The organism is Pseudomonas sp. 51_B (assembly GCF_017491595.1).
Taxonomy (GTDB): domain Bacteria; phylum Pseudomonadota; class Gammaproteobacteria; order Pseudomonadales; family Pseudomonadaceae; genus Aquipseudomonas; species Aquipseudomonas promysalinigenes.
The window spans coordinates 97,200-116,365 of sequence record NZ_JAFGYW010000006.1 but is presented as its reverse complement, the minus strand read 5'-3'; the positions used below and the strand labels follow the sequence as shown (position 1 = coordinate 116,365).

General features: G+C 60.6%; 16 protein-coding genes. 6 read left to right on the top strand and 10 right to left on the bottom strand.

Annotated elements, in window-relative coordinates; translation table 11 throughout:
• Positions 1-12: 12 nt before the first annotated feature.
• The 3 genes from J5M56_RS09915 to uvrD form a co-directional block, all read right to left on the bottom strand.
• Positions 13-420, bottom strand: a complete 408-nt coding sequence (locus J5M56_RS09915; protein WP_060477614.1) for an SMI1/KNR4 family protein — start codon at positions 418-420, stop codon at positions 13-15.
• A 111-nt stretch (positions 421-531) separates the two neighbouring features.
• Positions 532-1,386, bottom strand: a complete 855-nt coding sequence (locus tag J5M56_RS09910; RefSeq protein WP_186476137.1) for a TIM44-like domain-containing protein — start codon at positions 1,384-1,386, stop codon at positions 532-534.
• Between the two features lie 109 nt (positions 1,387-1,495).
• The gene (gene uvrD / locus J5M56_RS09905) at positions 1,496-3,682 is read right to left on the bottom strand and encodes a DNA helicase II (RefSeq protein WP_207936662.1); all 2,187 of its coding nucleotides are present in this window, start codon (positions 3,680-3,682) and stop codon (positions 1,496-1,498) included.
• Positions 3,683-3,955: 273 nt separating this feature from the next.
• On the opposite strand from uvrD, the gene J5M56_RS09900 reads away from it, so the two are divergent.
• Positions 3,956-6,283, top strand: a complete 2,328-nt coding sequence (locus J5M56_RS09900) for an EAL domain-containing protein (protein ID WP_347709425.1) — start codon at positions 3,956-3,958, stop codon at positions 6,281-6,283.
• Here the strand turns inward: J5M56_RS09900 and zwf are convergent.
• Positions 6,280-7,722, bottom strand: a complete 1,443-nt coding sequence (zwf, locus tag J5M56_RS09895) for a glucose-6-phosphate dehydrogenase (protein ID WP_186476139.1) — start codon at positions 7,720-7,722, stop codon at positions 6,280-6,282. The genes J5M56_RS09900 and zwf overlap by 4 nt on opposite strands.
• 103 nt (positions 7,723-7,825) lie before the next feature.
• Between zwf and hexR the strand changes: the two genes are divergently transcribed.
• Positions 7,826-8,692 carry a transcriptional regulator HexR gene (gene hexR, locus J5M56_RS09890; RefSeq protein ID WP_060477609.1) on the top strand — a complete coding sequence of 289 codons (867 nt, stop codon included), beginning with the start codon at positions 7,826-7,828 and terminating at the stop codon, positions 8,690-8,692.
• Between the two features lie 140 nt (positions 8,693-8,832).
• Entirely contained in the window at positions 8,833-9,051 is a 219-nt protein-coding gene (locus J5M56_RS09885) for a hypothetical protein (protein ID WP_186476140.1), read from the top strand.
• Here the strand turns inward: J5M56_RS09885 and J5M56_RS09880 are convergent.
• Complete coding sequence (locus J5M56_RS09880; protein WP_186476455.1) at positions 8,993-9,940, bottom strand: LysR family transcriptional regulator; 948 nt, start codon at positions 9,938-9,940, stop codon at positions 8,993-8,995. The two genes, J5M56_RS09885 and J5M56_RS09880, sit on opposite strands and share 59 nt — an antisense overlap.
• Before the next feature lie 204 nt (positions 9,941-10,144).
• On the opposite strand from J5M56_RS09880, the gene J5M56_RS09875 reads away from it, so the two are divergent.
• Both J5M56_RS09875 and oadA read left to right on the top strand, forming a co-directional pair.
• Positions 10,145-11,560 (top strand): acetyl-CoA carboxylase biotin carboxylase subunit, encoded by a 1,416-nt coding sequence (locus J5M56_RS09875; RefSeq protein WP_060477607.1) that lies wholly within the window; start codon positions 10,145-10,147, stop codon positions 11,558-11,560.
• A gap of 11 nt (positions 11,561-11,571) precedes the next feature.
• Positions 11,572-13,380, top strand: a complete 1,809-nt coding sequence (gene oadA, locus J5M56_RS09870; RefSeq protein WP_207936658.1) for a sodium-extruding oxaloacetate decarboxylase subunit alpha — start codon at positions 11,572-11,574, stop codon at positions 13,378-13,380.
• A gap of 175 nt (positions 13,381-13,555) precedes the next feature.
• On the opposite strand, the gene J5M56_RS09865 is transcribed toward oadA, so the two are convergent.
• The 3 genes from J5M56_RS09865 to J5M56_RS09855 are packed head-to-tail and all read right to left on the bottom strand — an operon-like array spanning position 13,556 to position 15,323.
• Positions 13,556-14,227 (bottom strand): GNAT family protein, encoded by a 672-nt coding sequence (locus tag J5M56_RS09865; RefSeq protein ID WP_186476141.1) that lies wholly within the window; start codon positions 14,225-14,227, stop codon positions 13,556-13,558.
• Positions 14,228-14,234: 7 nt separating this feature from the next.
• Complete coding sequence (locus J5M56_RS09860; protein WP_186476142.1) at positions 14,235-14,681, bottom strand: GNAT family N-acetyltransferase; 447 nt, start codon at positions 14,679-14,681, stop codon at positions 14,235-14,237.
• 12 nt (positions 14,682-14,693) lie between these two features.
• Entirely contained in the window at positions 14,694-15,323 is a 630-nt protein-coding gene (locus J5M56_RS09855; RefSeq protein ID WP_186476143.1) for an FMN-binding negative transcriptional regulator, read from the bottom strand.
• A 90-nt stretch (positions 15,324-15,413) separates the two neighbouring features.
• Between J5M56_RS09855 and J5M56_RS09850 the strand changes: the two genes are divergently transcribed.
• The gene (locus tag J5M56_RS09850) at positions 15,414-16,952 is read left to right on the top strand and encodes a PLP-dependent aminotransferase family protein (protein WP_207936656.1); all 1,539 of its coding nucleotides are present in this window, start codon (positions 15,414-15,416) and stop codon (positions 16,950-16,952) included.
• A gap of 61 nt (positions 16,953-17,013) precedes the next feature.
• Here J5M56_RS09850 and J5M56_RS09845 read toward each other — a convergent pair whose 3' ends face one another.
• Both J5M56_RS09845 and J5M56_RS09840 read right to left on the bottom strand, forming a co-directional pair.
• Positions 17,014-18,117 carry a polyamine ABC transporter substrate-binding protein gene (locus J5M56_RS09845; RefSeq protein ID WP_186476145.1) on the bottom strand — a complete coding sequence of 368 codons (1,104 nt, stop codon included), beginning with the start codon at positions 18,115-18,117 and terminating at the stop codon, positions 17,014-17,016.
• Positions 18,117-19,160 (bottom strand): histone deacetylase family protein, encoded by a 1,044-nt coding sequence (locus tag J5M56_RS09840; protein WP_207936655.1) that lies wholly within the window; start codon positions 19,158-19,160, stop codon positions 18,117-18,119. The genes J5M56_RS09845 and J5M56_RS09840 overlap by 1 nt, the downstream gene beginning before the upstream one ends.
• Positions 19,161-19,166 lie beyond the last annotated feature (6 nt).

The following is a 19,166-nucleotide window of genomic DNA, read 5'->3' as shown; positions in this document are numbered from 1 at the left end:
CACAACGGGGCGTCAGCTCTCCAGCCAGACGTCCCGTGCCCAGTGCCACACCGATTCCCAGCTTTCTTCAGTGATGGCTTCTTCATCGCCATCCCAGAGCACCACGGTGCCGTCTTCCTCGACGCAGTAATAGCTATCGCCGTCCTGGCACAGGGGGATAAGGTCGCGCGGTACGCCCGCTTCCCAGGCGTTGGCGGCCACATCAGGCAAGAAGGTGTGGGACTGCGGGTCGGTGCAGGTCACAGGCTCCAGGGAGCCATAAACCACATCGCTGACCGTCAGCAGAAACTCTTTGAAAACGAACGGAATGTTGATGAACAGCTGTTCTTCGATTTCGACCAGTTGATCCTCATCGGGAAGCTCCAGTGGCACTGGCACGGGTTCATTGGCTTCACGGAGTTGTTCGATCACTTCTTCCACGGTTACATCCTCTGACCTTGATGACAACGCTGCGGGTTATACCCTAGTAGCCCGCTCTGGCAAAAGCAAAACCCCGGGCAAGCCCGGGGTTTTTTGTGCAACGTGAGTCGGTTAACCGTTTTGGCGGATACCGGCCACCAGCCAAGGCTGGTTCTCGCCCTGGGCGCGCACCATGTGCCAGCTTTCGCTGAAAGCTTCGCCCTGGTCGAAGCGCGAAGTCTTCGACACGCCACGGAAGGTAAGGGTGGCGTCGGTGCGGTCGGCACGATCGTCGACGCCGTCGAGTTGCACGTCAAGGTCATCGATGTAGGTGGACTGGAAGCCGTCACCCAGGTCAGCACGCTCGCGCTTGAGGAACTCGAGCATCTGCGGTGTGACGAACTCTGCGATCTTGTCCATTTCATTGGCATCCCAGTGCTGCTGCAGCGACTGGAAGTGGCTGCGGGCTGCGGCAAGGAAGCTTTGCTCGTTGAACCAGGCCGGGGCATTGATCACCGGCGCGGCTGTGGCAGCAGGCGCTGCCGAACCGCCGAAGATCGAAGGCTGAGCAGGCTGGCCATGGGCTTCACGCTGGAGCGGCGCGTGACCTGGCGCAGCCATTTGCGGCTGCTGCTGGCGACGCCGTGCTGCAATGAAGCGGAACACCAGGAAGGCGATCAGACCGATGATCAGGAAGTCCATGATCTGCATGCCCTGGAAGCCGTCACCCATGAACATGGAAGCCAGCAGGCCACCGGCGGCGAGGCCGGCCAGTGGGCCCAGCCAGCGCGAAGCACCGCTGGTGGCGGCCGGTGCGCGGCCAGGCGCAGTCGGTGCGGCTGCAGGCGTGGTTGGCGTAGCCTGGCGGGTCTGGTGGATAGGCGCGGAGCCCGAACTCTTGCCGCCGCCGAAACGCTTGGCGTTGGCGTCCAGGCTCAGCGTCAGGCCGACGCAGAGCGCCAGTGCGATGCTAAGAAAACGTTGCATAAATGGGATTTCCCCTGTTGTGGATTGCACGCGCGTCATGGTGCACAGGTTCCCGTGCACATGACCAGCGACAAGATGTTTCCAGCTTTTGCCTGAATGTTTCGACGCCTTAAATGGCCTCGAGTTTGGCGTACCCAAGCATGAGCCATTTACTGCCTTCTGCAAAATTCACCTGCACCCGCGCCTGGGCGCCGGAGCCCTCGAAATTGAGGATGATGCCTTCGCCAAACACTGCATGCTGCACGCGCTGGCCGAGGTTGAACGTGGTTTGCGGAATATTGGCATTGGCGAACAGGTTGCTGCTCGTGGCAGTTAAACCACCAAACGGGCGGCTGACACTATTGGAAAGGCGAACTTCCTGAACCAACCCGCTGGGAATTTCGCGTACGAAACGAGACACCTTGTTGTAGGTCTCGCTGCCATAAAGACGGCGGGTTTCGGCGTAGGTCATGATCAGCTGGCGCATGGCGCGGGTGATCCCGACATAGGCCAGGCGACGCTCCTCTTCCAGGCGGCCGGGCTCTTCCAGGCTCATCTTGTGCGGGAACAGGCCTTCCTCCATGCCCACCAGGAACACATAGGGGAACTCCAGGCCTTTGGCGCTGTGCAGGGTCATCAGCTGGATGCTGTCTTCGTGCTCGTCGGCCTGGGCATCGCCAGCCTCCAGCGAGGCGTGGCCAAGGAAGGCCGAAAGCGGCGACAGGTCCGCATCGTCTTCGCTGGTTTCGAAGTTGCGCGCCGCGCTGACCAGTTCTTCAAGGTTTTCTACCCGTGCCTGGCCCTTCTCACCTTTTTCTTCCTGGTGATAGATGATCAGCCCCGACTGCTCGATGGCGGTTTGGGTCATGGTGTGCAGGGGCATTTCGGCCACTTTGCTGGCCAGGCCCTCGATCAACTCGATGAACGCGCCAAGCGCGGAAGCGGCGCGGCCTTTGAGCGCTTTGGCAGATACCAGCTGGCACATCGCTTCCCACATGGACAGCTGGCTGTGGCGGGCGTGCTCGCGAATGGCTTCGACAGTCTTTTCGCCGATGCCCCGTGGCGGCACGTTGATGACCCGTTCGAGTGCGGCATCGTTGCCGCGGCCTTCGATCAGACGCAAGTAAGCCATGGCGTTCTTGATTTCGGCGCGTTCGAAGAAGCGCTGGCCGCCATAGATGCGATAGGGAATGCGCTCGCGCAGCAGAGCCTCCTCCAGCACCCGTGATTGGGCGTTGGAACGATACAGAATGGCGATGTCGTTGCGTGCGCTGCCTTGTTTGATCAGGCTTTCGATGGTTTCCACTACATAGCGGGCTTCATCGTGCTCGTTATAGGCCGCGTACAGCGTCAGTGGCTCGCCTTCGCCCATATCGGTCCACAGTTCCTTGCCCAGGCGCCCGCTATTGTTGGCGATCAAAGCGTTCGCAGCCTTGAGTATGCCCCCGGTGGAGCGATAGTTCTGCTCCAAGCGAATCGTTTCGGCGTCTGGGAAATCGGCGGTGTACTGGTGAATGTTTTCGATCTTGGCACCGCGCCAGCCATAAATGGACTGGTCGTCGTCGCCTACGGCCATCAGGCTGCCGCCGTCTTTGCCTGCCAACAGGCGCAGCCAGGCGTACTGCACGGCGTTGGTGTCCTGGAACTCGTCTACCAGCAGGTGGCGGAAGCGCCGTTGATAGTGTTCCAGCAGGCCGGGGTGGTCGCGCCACAGATCCAGGGCGCGCAGTAGCAATTCGGAAAAGTCGATGACCCCGGCGCGCTCGCATGCTTGTTCATAGGCACTGTAGACATCGCGCATGGTCTGCAGGAAAAGATCGCCCCCGGGCTGGATATGTTGCGGGCGCAGGCCCTCGTCCTTCTGCCCGTTGATGAACCACTGGGCCTGACGCGCCGGCCACTTCTGCTCGTCCAGGCCCAATTCGCGCATGACCCGCTTGACCAGCCGCTGCTGGTCGTCGCTGTCGAGAATCTGGAAATTCTGCACCAGGCGCGCCTCTTGCCAGTGCGCCCGCAGCAGGCGGTGGGCCAGACCGTGGAAGGTACCTACCCACATGCCGGCCGGGTTGATGCCCAGCAATTGCTCGATTCGCTGGCGCATTTCGGCAGCAGCCTTGTTGGTGAAGGTCACCGACAGAATCGAGTGCGGCGAGGCCTGCTCGACCTGGATCAACCAGGCGATACGGTGCACCAGCACGCGGGTTTTACCGGAGCCGGCGCCAGCAAGCACCAGCTGACGCCCAAGCGAGGCCGCGACGGCCTGGCGTTGGGCATCGTTCAGGGAATTCAGCAGGAGGGAGAGGTCGTCTGTTTGCATCTGGCCATTCTAGGGGCAGGCCGAGCAACGGGCAAACGCATACTGTATGAATATTCACCTGTGCCCCGGGTGCTCATCGGCTTTAGGCGCAGCTCGCCAGTGCAGGTATGTGGGGCCTGGCTGGACTGCTGGGGGTGAAACCCGTCGGGAGCAGTTTGGCCAGCTCGGACGTTTGTGTAAGATCCCTGCTCGTTTACTGCCAACCATAATAAGAACACTACAAGAATTCAGGATATGACCCACGACTGCACGGCGATCGGAGTATCGCCTGGGATGGCCAGGAAGGTCCGCAGGCAGTTTGCCACTCAACTTTCCGTCGAGCGGACGCGGCTGCTGTACCAAGGCTCTTTGTTGCCGACATTGTTCATGCTGCTCAACGGCCTGCTGTGCGCTTGGCTGTTGTGGACCCCTGGGCGCTATCTGATGGTGGCCGTTTGCCTGGCCTGGCTGCTGGCGCTGGTTGCGCTCAGGGTGATCCAGGTGGCGGCGTTCGACTCGGCCGACCCGCAGCGTCAGGCCGAGCCGGTCTGGCGGCGCATGTTCCTGGTCGGTTCGGCATTCAGCGGCATGACCTTGGCCTGCGCGGCGATCGCTTTGGTGCCGCAGCACAACTTCGAGCAGCAGGCCTGGGCATTCGGCTTGCTGGCGATGGCCAGCCTGAGTGCAAGCATCGCTTATGCTGTCAGCCTGCCGGCTTTTCTCAGTTTTGCGTTGCCCTGTCTGCTGCCGCCGATCCTCTTCCTGTTCTTTTTCGACGCAGGGCAGCGTGGGTGGGGCTGGTTCTGCCTGATCCTGCTAGCCACGCTGCTGGTGGTGGCCTGGCAGGTCAATCGGCTGCTCGACCGCAGTTTGCTGCGGCGGTTTCAGAACCAGTCACTGAACCAGGACTTGCAACGGATTTCTGCACAGAAGGTGCTTGAGGAACAGCAGCGCCTTGCCTCCACGGTTTTCGAGGCATGCAATGAGGGGGTGGTGATTCTGAGCGCTGATTTTGTGGTGCTTGCGGTGAACCAGGCGTACTGCCAGATGACTGGATATCTACGTTGCGAATCGCTTGCCAGTGCGCTGTTCGAGCTGCCCTGCCACAGCGATGCCCGGCGGCACAGCCAGGCCATTGGGGTAGCGCTGCGCCAGCAAGGTGGGTGGCAGGGCGAACTGGTCGAAGCCCGCAAGCATGGCCAGCTTTATCCGCAGTGGCTACAACTGACAGCTGTGCGCAACTCCAGCGGCCAGCTGAGCCAAGTAGTCGGCTTCTTCACCGACCTGTCGGCGCGTCGAGCCTTCGAAGAGCGCTTGCGTTACCTGGCCCATTACGACGAGCTCACCGGGCTAGCCAACCGATCACTGTTCCGTTTGCGTCTGCTGGACGCCGCACGGCGCGTACGCAGCAATGGCCGCAGCCTGGCCTTGCTGCACATAGACTTGGACCGTTTCAAACTGCTTAACGAAAGCCTTGGCCATGAACTGGCCGACCAGCTGATTCAAAAGGTTGCTCGGCGCATTGTCAGTACCTTGCCCGAGGCCGATACCGTGGCGCGCCTTTCTGGCGATGAGTTCGCCGTGCTCTTCGATGGCTACAGCAACCTGTCGAGCCTGGTACGGGTCACCACCCGCTTGTTGAACAAGTTGCGCAAGCCACAGCGGCTAGATGGCCACGAGGTGGTGATAAGTGCATCGGTAGGTATCAGTGTACTGGCTGATGCCACGCTCGATGCCGAAGCCATGATTGGCCAGGCAGACATGGCCAAACAGCATGCCAAGCACTTGGGCGGCGACAATTTCCAGTTCTATACCGAAAGCCTGCGAGCCAGCACGCTTGAGCGCTTGCAGTTGGAAAACCAGCTGCGCAAGGCTATCGAAGAACAGCAGCTGATGGTGTATTACCAACCCAAGCTGTGCGTGCTTAGCGGGCACGTCAATGCCGCCGAGGCACTGGTGCGCTGGCAGCATCCTGAGCGGGGGATGGTGCCTCCAGGGGAGTTCATCGGCTTGGCCGAGGAAACTGGGCTGATTGCCCCGATCGGCGAATTCGTGCTGCGCCAGGCCTGCAAGCAAGCCCGCCAATGGCAACGGCAGGGCTTGGAAGTGCGGGTTTCTGTCAACCTTTCGGTCTACCAGCTGCGCCAGGGCAAACTGGTCAGCCTGGTGCGCCAAATGCTCGAAGACACCGGGCTGGCGCCGAATTTGCTGGAGTTGGAGCTCACCGAAAGCCAGTTGCTCGACAGCGTCGAGCACATCATTTCGACCTTCCAGCAGTTACATGCCCTTGGGGTGAAACTGGCCATCGACGACTTTGGCACGGGCTATTCGTCACTGAGTTACCTCAAACGCCTGCCGGTGGATTACTTGAAGATCGACCAGGCCTTCATCCGCGGCCTTCACCAAGGCAGCCAAGATGCCGCCATTACCCAGGCGATCATCACGTTGTCCAAGAGCCTGGGCATGAAGGTGGTCGCCGAAGGGGTGGAAACGGCGGAGCAACTGGCGTTTCTTCGAGAGCATGGGTGTGACGAGGTGCAGGGCTACCTGATCAGCAGGCCAATCCCGGAGCAAGAGTTTCGCCAGATGCTGGCCCGGCCATGGGGCAATGAGGGCGGTTAGCCGTGCCAGTGTCTGCCGTGCCTGGCCATCAGGCTGCTGGCTTGTTCCGGGCCGTTGCTGCCGGCAGCGTAGTGGCGGGGCGCCTGGAAATGTTCTTCCCAACCTCTGATGATCGGATCGATCCAGGCCCAGGCGGCCTCAACCTCGTCGCGTCGCATGAACAGCGTCGAATCGCCTTCCAGGATATCCAGCAGCAGGCGCTCGTAGGCGTCCCAGCGACGGGTCTGGCCGAACACCTGTGCCAGGTTCAGGTCCAGGTCTACAGGCTCCAGGCGCATACCCTTGCCGGGGCTTTTGGTCATCATGCGCAAGCTGATGCGTTCCTCTGGCTGCAACTGGATCAGTAACTGGTTGACTTGGCCACCGCTGAACAACTCGTGAGGCACCGGTTTGAACTGGATGACGATTTGCGAAGAGCGCCGTGCCATACGCTTGCCAGTGCGCAGGTAGAAGGGCACGCCGGCCCAGCGCCAGTTGTCGATATGCGCGTGCACCGCAACGAAGGTTTCGGTATCGGTGTCGTTGTCGACGTCCTTTTCGAAGTAGTACGCAGGTACTTCCTGGCCACCGATGTAACCGGCACCGTACTGGCCACGCACGGTTTTGTCCTGTACGTCCTGGCCGGTGATGGGTTTGAGTGCCCTGAGTATTTTCACTTTTTCGTCGCGTACCGCTTCTGCCTCGAATTGCGCCGGTGGTTCCATGGCCACAAGGCACAGCAGCTGTAGCAGGTGATTCTGCAGCATGTCGCGGGTCGCCCCGGCGCGGTCGTAGTAGCCGCCACGGTTCTCCACGCCGAGGGTTTCACAGACGCTGATCTGCACATGGTCGACCCGGCCGTTGCACCACACCGGCTCCAGCAGGGCATTGGCAAAGCGCAGGGCCATTAGGTTCTGCACAGTTTCCTTGCCCAGGTAGTGGTCGATGCGAAATACCTGCGATTCATCGAATACGGCACCGATCGCCTCATTGATGGCGGTAGCCGATGCCTGTGAATGACCGATTGGCTTCTCCAGCACGATGCGCGCTTCGCTGTCGGCCAGGCCTGCGACACGCAGGTGGTTGGCGATAGGTACGAACAAATTGGGCGCAGTCGCCAGGTAGAAGATGCGGGTCAGCCCACCAGGCTCGCCGAGGTAGCGGGCCAGCCGGCCGAAGTCTGCGCTTTGCGTGGCATCCATGGGGAAGTAGTCCAGCCGTGCGCAAAAGCGTCGCCACACTTCCTCGTCGAAGTCGTTGCGAGCAATTTGCGCGCGGCAATGGCGCTCTGCAAGCTTGAGGTATTCGTTGCGGCTGAGGTGGCGGCGGGCCAGTGCGATGATGCGCACGGCGTTGTTCAGACGGGCTTCGCGATACAGGTGATAAAGCGCCGGTAACAGTTTGTGCAGGGCCAGGTCACCCGTGCCGCCGAACACCAGAATGTCGCAAGGAATAGTCAAACCACCACTCTCCACGTTCGTTTAACTGGGCGGGTTGGCGTCCATGTAGTATAACTACAAGAAAGCTACATCCCGGCCAGCCGATCATAACCGAGTCCAGCCCGTGAATCTGTTGCAACATATCGCCCAATCGCGCCACCTGCTGCGCAAATCGGAACTCAAAGTGGCCGACCACGTGCTGCTCGACCCGGCAGCCGTGATGCATAGCTCCATGGCCGACCTGGCGCACAGCGTGGGCATCAGCGAACCGACCATCGTGCGCTTCTGCCGGGCGATCGGCTGTTCCGGGTTTCAGGACCTTAAGCTCAAACTGGCGCAAAGCCTGGCGGCCGGTGCCAGTTTCGGTCAGTTCGCGATCCACGAAGACGACTCGGTCGCCGACTACAGCCTGAAGATTTTCGACACCACCCTGCACACCCTGATGGAAGTGCGCGAGCACCTCGATCCGCAGGCCCTGCAACAGGCCGTCAGTGCCATGGCTCAGGCGCAGCGGGTCGAATTCTACGGCTTTGGTGCATCCGGTGCGGTGGCCGCCGACGCCCAGCACAAATTCTTCCGCCTGCTGCTCAGCGCCGCGGCCTACTCTGACCCGCACATGCAGGCGATGTCGGCGGTGACATTGAAGCCTGGGGATGTTGCGGTGTGCATTTCCCAATCAGGGCGGTCGAAAGACTTGCTGATCACTGCCAACCTGGTGCGTGAGAGTGGAGCCAACCTGATTACCCTGTGCCCAAGTGCGACACCTCTGGCGGAATTGTCTACGGTCAACCTGGCGATCGATGTGCATGAAGACACCGAGATCTACACCCCACTCACTTCACGCATCGCGCACTTGGTGGTGATCGACGTATTAGCCATGGGTGTGGCCATGGCCCGTGGGCCGAGCCTGGTCAACCACCTCAAGAGCGTCAAGCGCAGCTTGCGCAGCCTGCGGTTGTCGCCCAAGTCGATCAAGGCTACCGAGGACTGATGGCGGATCGTGCTGGCGACTTTACCGGTGAATCCGCGAAGTAATCGGCAAAGATTCACCGTTTTGTCACCTTTCCAAAACCTAAACGTAAACACTCCCGGCCAGTCTGAAACTCCCGCATTCAAACTGGGAGACAGGCTATGGCTCGTGACTTCGACGGTTCCTACCAACCCAGCGCCAAGGCTCGCAAGCAGCAAGAGAAGGACCAGCGCCGCATGGAGTTCCGCCGCGCGATCGAAAGTTACTGCGACCAGCGCCAATTGTTGCGCGAACTAACTGATTACCCCGATCTGCAAGCGCTCACGGTGTGGCAGGGATCGTCGGCAACTTCCCAGAAAATCGTTCAACAAGCGCGCTGATCAATGCTCGTTCGCTACGGATGAACGCGTGAAATGCCAACGCCACTGGTGACTGTCGTTTGGCCTTGGCCTGGACTACGCACCAGCTGCGGTACAACGGCAATTCCTCGACAGGCAACTCCGTCAGCACACCCGTGGCTAATTCCATGTTCACCGCATGGCGCGTTAGCAAAGCGATACCCAAGCCTGCGATTACGCATTCACGTTGGGCGTCGGCCGAGGCGACTTCCAGGGTTTGGCTGAAATGCACGCGTTTATCCTTGAAGTACTCCTCGCAGGCTTTGCGTGTGCCCGAGCCTTGCTCCCTGACGAGCAGTGTGTGAGGTTCCAAGTCCTGTAAGCGCAACTGCTCCAGCTTGCACAGCGGGTGCTGCGGCGGCGCCACTGCGACGATAGGGTTGTTGAGAAACGGCAGAAACTCCAAGCCCATGTCTTGGGGCACCATCGACATGATGATCAGGTCATCCCGGTTATCGGAAAGCCGGCGAATCGCCTGCGCTCGGTTGACCACGGTGAGGGTCAGGTTGACCTCCGGGTGCCGCTGTTTGAAGGCGGCAAACAGGTGAGGCACGAAGTATTTGGCACTGGACTCGATGGCCAGTTTCAGTTGCCCTTGCAACGAGCCCTGCATATCGGACAGCTGCATATCGAGGCTTTCCAGGCGCCCGAATATGTCACGGCTAGCGCGTTGCAGCGCTTCGGCAGCGTCGGTCAGGTAGAGCTTCTTGCCCACGTACTCGAACAGCGGCTGGCCAATCAGCTCCTCCAACTGGCGTATTTGTAGACTCACCGCCGGTTGCGTCAGTGCCATCTCTTCTGCCGCGCGGCTGTATGAGCGCAGATCGCAGACCTCATTGAAAATCTGCAACTGGCGTAATGTCATACGCATCAAGGACTTACGCATTCTTATAGTCTCATTGGCAATACCCTGTTACCAGACTATAAGCTTTTGCTAATACAGCCCCTAACAAATATTGATTTTTGTTTATCGTCCGTCGGCGCTAGGGTGAATATGCGACTGGCCAGCTAGCTCTGGTCACGCGCCGACCGGTAAAACCGGGTCGTCTGTTCCAACGGCTTTGGGAAGACTCCAGTGATAAAAAAAATCCTGATCGCCAACCGGGGTGAAATCGCAGTTCGCATCGTGCGAGCCTGCGCCGAGATGGGTATTCGCTCTGTCGCGATCTATTCCGACGCCGACCGTCATGCCCTGCACGTCAAGCGTGCCGACGAGGCTCACAGTATTGGCGCAGAGCCTTTGGCGGGTTATCTGAACCCACGCAAACTGGTCAATTTGGCGGTGGAAACCGGCTGTGATGCCCTTCACCCAGGCTACGGGTTCTTATCGGAAAACGCCGAACTGGCGGAGATCTGCGCCGAACGCGGGATCAAATTCATCGGCCCGGCAGCGGATGTCATTCGCCGCATGGGCGATAAGACCGAAGCGCGCCGCACCATGATCCAGGCCGGTGTGCCGGTGACCCCTGGCACCGAAGGCAACGTGGCCGATATTCACGAAGCGCTGAGCGAAGGTGACCGCATCGGCTACCCGGTGATGCTCAAGGCTACCTCCGGCGGCGGCGGGCGCGGTATTCGCCGTTGCAACAGCCGAGAAGAGCTTGAGCAGAACTTCCCAAGGGTCATTTCCGAGGCGACCAAGGCCTTTGGTTCGGCCGAAGTGTTCCTGGAGAAGTGCATCGTCAACCCCAAGCACATCGAGGCGCAGATCCTCGGTGACAGCTTTGGCAACGTCGTGCACCTGTTCGAGCGCGACTGCTCTATCCAGCGCCGTAACCAGAAGCTCATCGAAATTGCCCCAAGCCCCCAGCTCACCCCAGAGCAGCGCGCCTACATCGGTGACCTGGCGGTGCGTGCGGCCAAGGCGGTGGATTACGAGAACGCCGGTACCGTGGAGTTTCTGCTCGCCGATGGCGAGGTTTACTTCATGGAGATGAACACTCGGGTGCAGGTGGAGCACACCATCACCGAAGAAATCACCGGGATCGACATCGTCCGTGAGCAGATTCGCATTGCCTCGGGCCTGCCGCTGTCGGTGAAACAGGAAGATATCCAGCACCGCGGTTATGCGTTGCAGTTTCGCATCAACGCCGAAGACCCGAAGAACAACTTCCTGCCCAGCTTCGGCAAGATCACCCGCTACTACGCCCCAGGCGGCCCGGGTGTGCGTACCGATACGGCGATCTACACCGGCTACACCATCCCGCCCTTCTATGACTCCATGTGCCTGAAGCTGGTGGTCTGGGCATTGACCTGGGAAGAAGCCATGGACCGCGGCCTGCGGGCCCTGGACGACATGCGTGTGCAAGGGGTCAAGACCACTGCCGCGTACTACCAGGAAATCCTGCGCAATCCAGAATTCCGTAGCGGCCAGTTCAATACCAGCTTCGTCGAAAGCCATCCGGAACTGACCAACTACTCGATCAAGCGCAAACCCGAAGAGCTGGCTCTGGCCATCGCCGCCGCCATCGCCGCCCACGCAGGCCTGTGAGGAATCCCATAATGTCCAAGAAAATTCACGTAACCGACACGATCCTGCGCGATGCTCACCAGTCCCTGCTGGCTACCCGCATGCGTACCGAAGACATGCTGCCGATCTGCGACAAGCTCGACAAGGTCGGTTACTGGTCGCTGGAAGTCTGGGGTGGTGCTACCTTCGACGCCTGCTTGCGCTTTTTGAAAGAAGACCCTTGGGAGCGCCTGCGCAAGCTGCGTGCTGCCCTGCCCAACACCCGTCTGCAGATGCTGCTGCGTGGCCAGAACCTTCTGGGCTACCGCCACTACAGCGACGACGTGGTCAAGGCGTTCGTGGCCAAGGCGGCAGTCAACGGCATCGACGTGTTCCGTATCTTCGATGCCATGAACGACGTGCGTAACCTGCGTGTTGCCATCGAGGCTGTGAAGGCCGCCGGCAAACACGCCCAGGGCACCATCGCCTACACCGTCAGCCCTGTGCACACCATCGACGCATTCGTCGCCCAGGCCAAGCAGATGGAAGCCATGGGTTGCGACTCGGTCGCGATCAAGGACATGGCTGGCCTGCTGACCCCGTTCGCTACCGGCGAGCTGGTGCGGGCGCTCAAGGCTGAACAGTCGCTGCCGGTGTTCATTCACTCCCATGACACTGCCGGCCTGGCTGCCATGTGCCAGCTCAAGGCAGTGGAAAACGGTGCCGACCATATCGATACCGCGATCTCGAGCTTCGCCTGGGGCACGAGCCACCCAGGTACCGAATCGATGGTCGCCGCGCTCAAAGGCAGCGAATTCGACACCGGCCTGGACCTGGAGCTTTTGCAGGAAATCGGCCTGTACTTCTACGCTGTGCGCAAGAAATACCACCAGTTCGAGAGCGAGTTCACCGCCGTGGATACCCGCGTGCAGGTGAACCAGGTACCAGGTGGGATGATTTCCAACCTGGCCAACCAGCTCAAGGAGCAAGGCGCGCTCAGCCGCATGAACGAGGTGTTGGCAGAGATCCCGCGCGTGCGTGAGGACCTTGGCTTCCCACCTCTGGTAACGCCGACCTCGCAGATCGTTGGTACTCAGGCGTTCTTCAACGTCCTGGCGGGTGAGCGTTACAAGACCATCACCAACGAGGTGAAGCTCTACCTGCAAGGCGGCTATGGCAAGGCCCCCGGCGTGGTCAATGAGCAACTGCGCCGCCAGGCGATCGGCAGCGAAGACGTGATCGACTTGCGCCCGGCCGACCTGCTCAAGCCTGAGATGGCCAAGCTGCGCAGCGATATCGGCGCCTTGGCCAGCTGCGAGGAAGATGTGCTGACTTTCGCCATGTTCCCGGACATTGGCCGTAAGTTCCTCGAGGAGCGCGAAGCGGGCACCCTCACTCCCGAAGCCTTGTTGCCGATCCCCGAGGCCGGTGCCGTGGCTTCTCCTGCAGGTGAAGGCGTACCCACCGAGTTCGTCATCGACGTGCACGGCGAAACCTACCGCGTGGATATTACCGGTGTAGGGGTTAAGGCCGAGGGCAAGCGGCACTTTTACCTGTCGATCGACGGCATGCCCGAAGAAGTTGTCTTCGAGCCGCTCAACGAGTTCGTCGGTGGCGGTGGCAGTAAGCGCAAGCAGGCCAGCGCTCCTGGCCACGTCAGTACCACCATGCCAGGCAACATCGTCGATGTACTGGTCAAGGAAGGCGATGTGGTCAAGGCCGGCCAGGCGGTGCTGATTACCGAGGCGATGAAGATGGAAACCGAAGTGCAGGCGGCCATCGCTGGCAAGGTCGTGGCCATCCATGTTGCTAAAGGCGACCGCGTGACGCCCGGCGAGATCCTGATCGAGATCGAAGGCTGAGATAAGCCTTTATCTACAAATGGTTAACCTCTGGGGAGCGGATGCTCCCCTTTTTTTGCCTGGCATCAGGTATGTGGCGCCTGTAAGACCGAGCGCAGCTCACGATGCGCCGCGCGGGCGGCGCTCGATCTCAAAGGCGCCGCCGCCCTAGTGCCAGTCCCTCATGTACAGAAGATCACCCCCTACGGCAATCCTCAAGTGTCCGCACTTGGCCTCCCAGCCCCTGGTTCTCTGCACTCAACCACCGCTCGAACCCCGCCGCCACCTGCGGCCACTCGTCATCGGTAATCGAATACCACGCGGTGTCGCGGTTATGGTCCTTGACCACCAGGTGCTTGCGGAAAACCCCCTCGAAAACGAAGCCGAATCGCTCGGCCGCGCGCTTGGAGCGGGCGTTGGCGTTATTGCACTTCCATTCCAGGCGCCGGTTACCTAATTCGAACCCCAGCTTGCCCAGCAGGTATACGGCCTCGGTGCCTTTAGGCGTGCGCTGCATGGCGGCACCAAAGGCGATGTGGCCGATCTCGATACGGCCGTGGTCGGGCACGATCGACATCAAACTGAGAATACCTTGGGCCTGGCCGCTGTTGCGGTCGATCACTGTGAAAAAAAGCGGGTCTTGGCCAGCGGCGTTGCCTTGCAGCCAGCGGTCGAAGGCGCCGCGCTCGGTGAATGGGCCGTAGGGTAGGTAGTCCCACAACACAGGGTCCGATGCCGGGCCTTGCAGCACCTCCCATAGATCGTCCCCGTGGCGCGCCGGGTCGAGTTTCTCCAGGCGGATGAAGCGGCCGTCGATAACCTGGGCCGTGGGTGCTGTAGCGGGTTTCCAGTTCAATGCGTCAGTCATGTGCGGCCTACAGCCCTTTACGGAATTGGATGAAGCCAGGGCGCTCGGCAACCTGCTCGTACAGGCTAATGGCGGTGGCATTGGTTTCGTGGGTCAGCCAGTGCACCTTGATGCAGCCGGCAGCCCTTGCGGTGGCGTATACATGTTCGATCAGCTGGCGGCCAATACCCAGGCCGCGCTGGCTACTGTCGACATAGAGGTCCTGCAGGTAACAGGAATTCTCGATGCTCCAGTTGGAACGATGGTAGATGAAGTTGACCATGCCCACCGCTTTGCCATCGACCCAAGCCAGGGTCGAGTGGGTTGGCTCACTCGGGTCGAGCAGTCGTTGCCAGGTGCTAAGGCTCACTTCTTCGGCGAGTTCGGTCTGGTAGAAGCGCAGGTAGTTCTGCCAAAGGGCGAGCCAGTCGGCGTGGTCTTGAGGGCTGACGGGGCGCAGGGTGACGTTGGCCATGGGGCTTTTCCTTCAGAGTTGGCGCATGTGCGCGGCGAGTTGTTGGTCCAGGTAGTCCGGGCTGGCGTTCAAGCCCTCACGCACGCCAGCGATATCCTGCGCCGAGCGATTCTGGCTGAGCTTGCGCGCGCCTTGCAGGCGGGCCACAGGCAGGCGGATGCCGACGATCGCGCGCAGCATGCCGTCGAGGTAGCCGGCAGGGGCGTCGCTGACCTTCCAGGGTTGGCTGCGGCCTTGCTCGTGGCGGTCGGTGAGACGGCTGACGATCTGCAGCAATGGGGCTGCATCGTGGATCACCTCGGCGGTGCCGTAGGCGTGTACGGCCAGGTAGTTCCAGGTCGGCACCACTTTGGGGTTCTGCGCCTTGCTTGGGTAAAAGCTTGGGCTGACGTAGGCGTCTGCGCCGGGGAAGACCAGCAGTGCTTCGGCGCCTTGCGCCAAGTCCTGCCATTGGCGGTTGGCGCGGGCCAGATGGGCATAGACCGTACCGAACTGGCCTTCGTCGGTGTCGAGCAATACCGGCAAGTGCGTGGCCATCAGGCCTTGATCGCCATGGCTGATCAGCACCGCTAGACGGGTATCGCGCATATGCTGATGCAGGCGCTCAATGTCGTGTTCTTGGTGGGGTTTGCTGTTGTACATGTGTGCTGTCCTTGTCCAATGGCTCCATCCTAGGCAGGCTATTGGATCAAGGTAAGAGCCATTAATGACTGTTTTGGTAGGGCCAATTTCATGCGCGAGCGCTCCATCGTGTTGCCTTTCGATCCCGCAGGGATCGTGCTTGATCGTCGGCGCGGGCTCAGTCAGCAGCTGTATCAGGCGTTGCGTGCCAGGGTTTTGGATGGGCGCTTGAGTAGCGGCACCCGGCTGCCTGCCACTCGGGACCTGGCAAAGGTGCTGGCGCTTTCGCGCAACAGCGTAGTGCGCGCCTATGACCAGCTGTATGCGGAGGGCTATATCGAAAGCCGCGTGGGTGATGGCACCTATGTGAGCCGGCTGGAAAAACTATCCACAAAGTTACCCACAGGGTTATCCCTAGGGTTATCAACAGAGTTATCCACATTTTCGCCCTCGGACACTGAGGATTTAACCAGCAATAGGTTCGCCAGCGAGCCTTTATTGCGTTTGAAAAATAACCACCTGCCGGCACAAAACGGCGGCCCACCTAGGGCGTTTCGCGTCGGCATACCGGCTTTCGACCTGTTCCCATTCGATGTGTGGGCCAAGCTACAAGCGGGTTTCTGGCGTAACCCTTCACCGGCTCTACTGGGCTATGGGGACCCGGCGGGCGAGCCCGCTTTGCGCGAGCTGATCGCCGCCTATCTGCGTCGATCAAGGGGGCTATCCTGCACGCCTGAACAAATTGTGATCACCCATGGTGCGCAGCAGGCCATCAGCCTTTGTGCACAGTTGTTATTGCAACCAGGTGACACAGTGGCTGTGGAAAACCCTGGGTATCGCGCCGCAGGGCGGGCGTTTGCGGTGGCCGGTGGCAAGCTGATCGGGGTGCCGGTGGATGAGCAGGGCATGGACTGCCACCGCCTGGTGGATCTCCCGGGCTGTCGACTGGCCTATGTCACACCGGCGCATCAGTATCCTACAGGGGTGACCATGAGCCTGGCCCGACGCCTGGCATTACTGGCCTGGGCCGAGTGCAACGATGGCTGGGTCATCGAGGACGATTACGATGGCGAGTACCGCTACAGCGGTGCGCCCCTGGCCCCGCTAGCTGCGCTCGACCGCCAAGGCCGTGTGTTGTACGTCGGCACTTTCGGCAAGATTGCCTTCCCGGCATTGCGCCTGGGCTACTTGGTTCTGCCGCCGCAATTGGTGCAAGCATTCAGTCAAGGCCGCGCGCTGGCAGTTCGGCACTCAGAGGTGGGAACCCAATGCGTGATGGCTGAGTTCATGGCCCAAGGGCACTTCCAGCGGCACATCCGGCGCATGCGCAAGGCGGCGCTCGCCCGCCGTAACGTGCTCAAAGCGGGATGGCCTGTTGGGGTGGAGGGCTTGGGGGAGATGCCGGAAGTAGCTGCGGGGCTCCACGTAAAGGTGGATGTGGATAGTTTTGCACGTGAGCAGGCTTTGGTGGCCAGCGCTGCGGCGGTAGGGGTGGAGGTCAATCCCCTGAGCGGTTACTGGCTGCCAGACTCTGACGTGTCTGTGGATAAGCGGGCAGGGCTGGTACTTGGATTTGCAGCGGTGCCGGAAGGGCAGATTGCCGGGGCTTTGCTGAAACTGCGTAAGGCTTGGAGACCTCTTCGCGGGTGAACCCGCTCCCACAACTACCGCGTAGGCTCTGTGGGAGCGGATTACTCGCGACGGAGGCGACTCAAGTTCCGGATTTGATTCGTGTCCACGCTCGCGTGCGGGCCCGCTCGCCCTCACGGGACAATGGCTTGAGCGTGTACAGCTTGGTCATGGCCTGCTCGGTCGGGTAGAGGTTCGGGTTATTGCGTATCGCTGGGCTGACTTTGTCGGTGGCATCCTTATTGGGGTTGGGATAGCCGACGAAGTCGCTGATCGGCGCAATCACTTCAGGGCGCAGCAGATAGTTGATGAAAGCATGGGCATCTTCCGGGTTTGCTGCATTCTTCGGAATCGCCAGCATGTCGAACCAGATCGGCGCCCCTTCCTTGGGTAGGCGCATGTCCACCACCACACCATTGTTTGCATCTTTGGCGCGGTTGGCGGCTTGCGAGAAGCTGCCGCTGTAACCCACCGCTACGCAGATATCACCATTGGCGATGTCGGCCATGTACTTCGAGGAATGGAAGTAGGTGATGTAAGGGCGGATCTTCATCATCAGCGCCTCGGCCTTCTTGTAGTCTTGCGGCTTGTCGCTGTTGGGCGGTAAGCCAAGGTGTTGCAGGGCCAGTGGCAGAATCTCCGACGGCGAGTCGAGCAGCGCGACGCCGCATTGTTTGAGCTTGGCGATGTTCTGCTCTTTGAATATCAGATCCCAGCTGTCGACCGGGGCCTGATCGCCGAGCACGGCCTTGACCTTGTCCGGGTTGAAGCCAATCAGGATGGTGCCGTACATGTAAGGCACGGCGAACTTGTTGCCCGGGTCGTTGGCTTCGATCAGCTTCATCAGCGCCGGGTCCAGGTGTTGCCAGTTCGGCAGCTTGCTGCGGTCCAGCGGCTGGAACACACCGGCCTCGATCTGCTTGGCGAGAAACACGTTGGACGGCACCACCACGTCGTAGCCAGAGTTGCCAGTCAGCAGCTTGGCCTCCAGCGCCTCGTTGGTGTCGAAGATGTCGTAGATCAGCTTGACGCCGCTGTCTTTCTGGAAGCTGCTCAAGGTCTGCGGCGTGATGTAATCGAACCAGTTATACACGCGCAGGGTGCGCTGCTCGGCTTGAGCGTGCAGGGCGCCGGTGAACAGGGTGGCAGCGATGAGCGGGGCGAGCAGACGCTTGAGTCGGGCCATTATCGGGCTCCTGGCTGGGCGCGCTGGAAGCCTTCCAGCACATTGACTGCGTTGATACCGATTTCTTCCACAGCGTAGCCCCCTTCCATCACGAACAGGGTGGGTTTGCCGAGTTGGGCGATGCGCTTGCCCATCTCCAGGTAGTCCGGGCTGTCCAGCTTGAACTGGGAGATCGGGTCGTCCTTGAAGGTATCCACCCCCAGTGAAACCACCAGCACATCGGCGTCATAGGTGGCGATACGTTGGCAGGCGTCTTCCAGTGCCGTGCTCCAGGCCGTCCAGTCGCTGCCAGCGGGCAACGGGTAGTTAATGTTGCAGCCTTCACCTGCGCCTTCGCCGGTTTCGTCGGCATAGCCAAGGAAGAACGGGAACTCATCTTGTGGATCGCCATGTATGGAAGCGAAAAACACGTCGTTGCGCTGGTAGAAGATGTCCTGGGTGCCGTTGCCGTGATGGTAGTCGACGTCCAGGATAGCCACCTTGGCACGGCCTTGGTCGAGGAACGCCTGGGCGGCAATCGCAGCATTGTTCAGGTAGCAATAGCCGCCCATGACTTCGGCGGCCGCATGGTGCCCTGGTGGCCGGCACAGCGCGAAGGCCGAGTGTGCGCCTTGCTCAATCGCCGCCTGGGCTGTGAGGGCAACCTGTGCGGCGCTATAGGCTGCCTGCCAGGTACCGGCGGTGATGGGTGCGCCAGCGTCGAAACTGTAATAGCCCAGCTCACCGTGCAGCCCGGTAGGTTTGACCTGGCGCAGGGTACGCGCGGGCCAGGTGAAGGGCAGCAGGTCGCCGTCGTGGCCTAGGGCGGCCCAGCGAGCCCAGGCACCCTGGAAGAAGTCCAGGTATTGGGCACTGTGAATGCGCTGCAGGGGAGCGAGCCCGAAGTCGTTAGGCGCTTTCACTTCACCCAGGTTGCGCTTTTTGACCTGCTCGAGCACATGGTCCGCGCGGGACGGCATCTCGAAGCACGGCATCAGCTTGCCGTCGATCAGCTCGCAGCGGCCGTGGTGCAGGCGGTGATCATCGGAATAAATCGTCAGCATTTGTTG

Bases quoted from the DNA above. Each gene is read 5' to 3' on its own strand.
- J5M56_RS09910 (WP_186476137.1), bottom strand. From the start codon at position 1,386: ATGCAACGTTTTCTTAGCATCGCACTGGCGCTCTGCGTCGGCCTGACG.
- uvrD (WP_207936662.1), bottom strand. From the start codon at position 3,682: ATGCAAACAGACGACCTCTCCCTCCTGCTGAATTCCCTGAACGATGCC.
- J5M56_RS09900 (WP_347709425.1), top strand. From the start codon at position 3,956: ATGGCCAGGAAGGTCCGCAGGCAGTTTGCCACTCAACTTTCCGTCGAG.
- J5M56_RS09885 (WP_186476140.1), top strand. From the start codon at position 8,833: ATGGCTCGTGACTTCGACGGTTCCTACCAACCCAGCGCCAAGGCTCGC.
- J5M56_RS09880 (WP_186476455.1), bottom strand. From the start codon at position 9,940: ATGCGTATGACATTACGCCAGTTGCAGATTTTCAATGAGGTCTGCGAT.
- oadA (WP_207936658.1), top strand. From the start codon at position 11,572: ATGTCCAAGAAAATTCACGTAACCGACACGATCCTGCGCGATGCTCAC.
- J5M56_RS09865 (WP_186476141.1), bottom strand. From the start codon at position 14,227: ATGACTGACGCATTGAACTGGAAACCCGCTACAGCACCCACGGCCCAG.
- J5M56_RS09860 (WP_186476142.1), bottom strand. From the start codon at position 14,681: ATGGCCAACGTCACCCTGCGCCCCGTCAGCCCTCAAGACCACGCCGAC.
- J5M56_RS09855 (WP_186476143.1), bottom strand. From the start codon at position 15,323: ATGTACAACAGCAAACCCCACCAAGAACACGACATTGAGCGCCTGCAT.
- J5M56_RS09850 (WP_207936656.1), top strand. From the start codon at position 15,414: ATGCGCGAGCGCTCCATCGTGTTGCCTTTCGATCCCGCAGGGATCGTG.
- J5M56_RS09845 (WP_186476145.1), bottom strand. From the start codon at position 18,117: ATGGCCCGACTCAAGCGTCTGCTCGCCCCGCTCATCGCTGCCACCCTG.
- J5M56_RS09840 (WP_207936655.1), bottom strand. From the start codon at position 19,160: ATGCTGACGATTTATTCCGATGATCACCGCCTGCACCACGGCCGCTGC.